At 66.6% G+C, this 3,784-nt stretch carries 5 protein-coding genes; 1 reads left to right on the forward strand and 4 read right to left on the reverse strand.

The window, feature by feature from the left end; genetic code table 11:
- A partial coding sequence (locus DYI42_RS23425; protein ID WP_213549475.1) for a hypothetical protein occupies positions 1-493 on the forward strand: 493 nt, incomplete at its 5' end.
- Here DYI42_RS23425 and DYI42_RS23430 read toward each other — a convergent pair.
- The 4 genes from DYI42_RS23430 to alr form a co-directional block, all read right to left on the reverse strand.
- Positions 473-988 (reverse strand): paraquat-inducible protein A, encoded by a 516-nt coding sequence (locus DYI42_RS23430; RefSeq protein WP_213549476.1) that lies wholly within the window; start codon positions 986-988, stop codon positions 473-475. The genes DYI42_RS23425 and DYI42_RS23430 overlap by 21 nt on opposite strands.
- Positions 989-1,109: 121 nt before the next feature.
- Entirely contained in the window at positions 1,110-1,868 is a 759-nt protein-coding gene (locus DYI42_RS23435) for an ABC transporter ATP-binding protein (protein WP_213549477.1), read from the reverse strand.
- Positions 1,865-2,638: an MlaE family ABC transporter permease gene (locus tag DYI42_RS23440; RefSeq protein ID WP_244868112.1), complete on the reverse strand. Its 774-nt coding sequence runs from the start codon at positions 2,636-2,638 to the stop codon at positions 1,865-1,867. The genes DYI42_RS23435 and DYI42_RS23440 overlap by 4 nt, the downstream gene beginning before the upstream one ends.
- A 19-nt stretch (positions 2,639-2,657) precedes the next feature.
- Positions 2,658-3,707: an alanine racemase gene (gene alr / locus DYI42_RS23445; RefSeq protein ID WP_213549479.1), complete on the reverse strand. Its 1,050-nt coding sequence runs from the start codon at positions 3,705-3,707 to the stop codon at positions 2,658-2,660.
- Between the last annotated feature and the right edge of the window lie 77 nt (positions 3,708-3,784).

Raw genomic sequence — 3,784 nt, forward strand, 5'->3', positions numbered from 1 at the left:
GCCGCGCCACATTGCGCTCTACTTCCAAAGCGCCACGCTGAACCTTGCGCGTCACTGGGCGCTTCAGCGGGCTGCGGCGGTGGCGGTGAACGATATCGACGAGCTGTTCCTGTCGCGCGGGGAGCGAACGATTTTCGACGCGGCGGCAGAGAGCCCCTGGGGCTACGTCACAGCGCCCGGCCACTGGCGGACGCGACAGGGCGAGGGCCCGCCCCGGCATGCAGATCACGTGCTTTCCGATGTGCCCGAGCGGCACTGCAAGGAGAAGTTCTGCGTGCTCCCGCGCGGGCCGCTGCGGTGGTTTGGCTGGGATGTACATGGGATCGGGCGGTATCAGTTCAACCGGCTCGCCCGTGCGAAAGACCAGTATTTCGTCCATTGCCGCGAGATCTCGACCGGCTGGAAGTACAAGCGCGACGGGCGGAAGAGCGAGACCGCACCCTGTCCGGAGACGGCGGCGCAGCTTGCGGCGTCACTCGGCGGTGGGGCGTAGCGGCAGCGCCTCGGCTTCGGGCTGAAGCGCCTCGCCCGGTGCGGGCAGGGCGGCGCGCTTGCGACCCCGCTCCGTGGCCCATGAGATGCCGATGGAAGCAAGGATGCAGGCGGTGAAGAGGTAGAGCCCCCAGGCGACCTCGACCCGGCCCACGCCGATGCCCTTGGCTACTACAATGTAGAGCGCGATCAGGAAAATATCCGCCATCGCCAGCTTGCCCAGCAGGTGCAGCGCGGGCAGCACCTTGCGGCGCATCAGGCCGAAGTGCAGCAGCGCGAGGCCGATGGTTTTGAGGTAGGGTGCAAAGAGCGCGAAAGCGGTGACGAGCAGCGCCAGGAAAACGTCCTTGCTCCAGAGCTCCTGAAGGCCGGAAATGACGGAAATTTCCGACAGTCCGAAGAGCGGCAACAGGCCCGCGCGCAGCAGCGGTGCGAACCAGGCGAGCGGAAAGAGCAGAAGCAGGGAGAGGTTGGCGAGCTTGAGGGCGAGCTGCAAGGGGCGGGCCTTTGGGCGGTTGCGTTTGCGTTCTATGTAGGCAGTCGGGTGCTGAGGCGGAACCCCGGGAGCCGGATTTGGCGGGGCTGGCGACCCTCCCGGCGGCGCGGAGAGTGGGCGCTCAGCGCAGGGTTTCGATCGGGCCTTCGGCGCTGCCTGTGATGAACTGTGTCAGGTAAGGGTCTGATGCGGCGTCCATTTCGGCGACCGGGCCCGTCCAGCGGATCTTGCCGGCGTGGAGCATGGCGACATCATCGGCGATGGCGCGCACCGAGGTCATGTCATGGGTGATGGTCACGGCGGTGGCGCCCATTTCCACGACGATTTCGCGGATCAGCTCGTTGATGACGCCGGCCATGATCGGGTCGAGCCCGGTGGTTGGCTCATCGAAAAAGATGATCTCGGGCTCGGCGGCGATGGCGCGGGCAAGGCCGACGCGTTTTTGCATGCCGCCGGAGAGTTCGGCCGGGAAGAGATCGGCGGTTTCGGCGCCGAGGCCGACGCGGCGCAGCTTTTCGATGGCGATGTCGCGGGCTTCGGCCTTCGGGCGCTTGAGCTGGCCGCGCAGCAGGCGGAAGGCGACGTTTTGCCAGACCGGGAGTGAATCGAAGAGGGCGCCGCCCTGGAAGAGCATTCCGAAGCGTGCGAGGAATGTTTCGCGCGCCTTGGCCGATCTGACCGAGGCGACGGGGGCGCCATCGACGGTGATGCTGCCCTGATCCGGGGTGACGAGGCCGAGGATGCACTTGAGGGTGACGGACTTGCCGGTGCCGGAGCCACCGATGATGACCATGGAGCGGCCCTTGCCGACGGAAAGATCGACCCCGCGCAAAACATCCTTGGGACCGAAGGACTTATGGACGTTTCGCAGCTCGATCATACGGAGAAGAACGCCTGTGTGAGCAGGAAGTTGGCGGCGAGGATCAGCACGGCGGCGGCAACCACCGAGAGCTTGGTGGCCCGGCCCACGCCCTGTGCGCCGCGACCGGAGTTCATGCCGTAATAGCAGCCCATCAGCGCGGCAATGAAGCCGAAGGCGGCGCCTTTGACGAGGCTGGAGACGATGTCGAGCGTCTCGAGGAAATTCCAGGTGTTTTGCAGGTAGGCGGCGGGGTTGAAACCCAGCCGTTCGGTGGCCACGAGGAAGCCGCCCATCACCCCGATCACGTCGCCCACGGCCACCAGCGCGGGCACGGTGATGAGGGCGGCGAGGACGCGGGGGACGGTGAGGTATTTCATCGGGTGGGTCGAGAGCGTTACCAGTGCGTCGATTTGCTCGGTGACCTTCATGGTAGCGATCTCGGCGGCCACGGAGGAGGTGACACGGGCGGCGATCATCAGGCCGACGAGGACTGGGCCAAGCTCGCGCACCATGCCGATGGCGACGATCTGGGGCACCACCGCCTCGGCGTTGAAGCGCGAGCCGCCGGAGTAGATCTGCAAGGCCAGCGCACCGCCGGTGAAGATCGCGGTAAGGCCGACCACGGGAAGAGAGAAATATCCCACGTTCAAGATGGCTTGCCACAGCTCTTTAAGGTAGAAGGGCGGGCGGACCATGTGGCTGATCGTGGCGCCGAGAAACATGGCCACGCGCCCGATGGCTGCGAGCAGCGCCAGGGTGTTTCGGCCGATCAGCGCAAGGGGATGCAGCAGGGTGGCCAAGGGCCCGTCAGCCCGCCCGGCCGGCGTAGCGGCGGGCGTAACGTGACCCGAGCGAAGTGAGGATCTCGTAGCCGATGGTTCCGGCGGCGTCGGCGACGGCATCGATCGTCTGTTCAGGGCAGAGCAGCGAAAGCTCGCGCGGCACATGGCTGAGGCCCGAGATGTCGGCGGTGATCAGATCCATCGAGACACGTCCCAGGATCGGGCATTCCACCCCGTCGGCCCAGAGGCTTCCGGAATTGGTCAGGGCGCGCAGGATACCGTCGGCATAGCCGCCCTGAACGGTGACGGTGGGGGTATCGGCCTCGGCGACCCAGGTGGCGTTGTAGCCCACGGCCTCGCCTTCGAGAACCGTGGCTGTCTGGATTACGGGCAGGTCGAGCTGCACAACCTGCCGGGAGTCCGCGAAGGGGCGGCCGCCGTAAAGGCCGATGCCGGGGCGGGTGAGTTCGAAGTGATACTCCGGCCCCAGCAGGATGCCGCCGGTGTTGGCGAAGCTTCGGGGAATGCCGCAGCCTGCGGTCAGCTCGCGGAAGAGCTTGAGCTGCGCGGCGTTCTGCGGGCTGTCCGGCTCGTCGGCGGAGGCGAGGTGGGACATGATGAGGCGCGGCCCGCGCGGCACGGCGATATCGCGCAGCGCCATCCACTCACCGGGCTCCATGCCGAGCCGGTTCATCCCGGTGTCGAGCTGGATGCCGAAGGGGGCGTCGGGCAGGGCCTCGAAGTGGCGGGTGAGCTGGTCGATCGAGTTGATCATCGGGATCAGGTCGAGATCGTTCAGCATGTCGGTGTCGCCGCGCATATGCCCGGAAAACACGTAGATTTCCGGGCCGCGCCCGAGGGCGTTGCGGATTGCCGAGCCTTCTTCGGCATGGGCGACGAAGAAGCGCCGCGCGCCTGCATGGGCCAGCGCGCGTGCAACGCGGGCGGCGCCAAGGCCGTAGCCGTTTGCCTTCACCACGGCACCGGTTTCGGTGCCACTTCCTGACGCGGAATCAAGCGCGGCCCAGTTGGCCGCGATGGCGTCGAGATCAATCGTTAATTGCCCTGTTCCCATGGGGTGGGGTTGTGCGTTTGGCGGGGGGCGGCGTCAAGCCGGAAAGCGTGCTGCATCGCGGCAAGTCGCCGGAGGGC

The sequence above is a fragment of the Vannielia litorea genome (assembly GCF_018424695.1).
In the GTDB taxonomy this organism is placed as follows: Bacteria; Pseudomonadota; Alphaproteobacteria; order Rhodobacterales; family Rhodobacteraceae; genus Vannielia; species Vannielia litorea_A.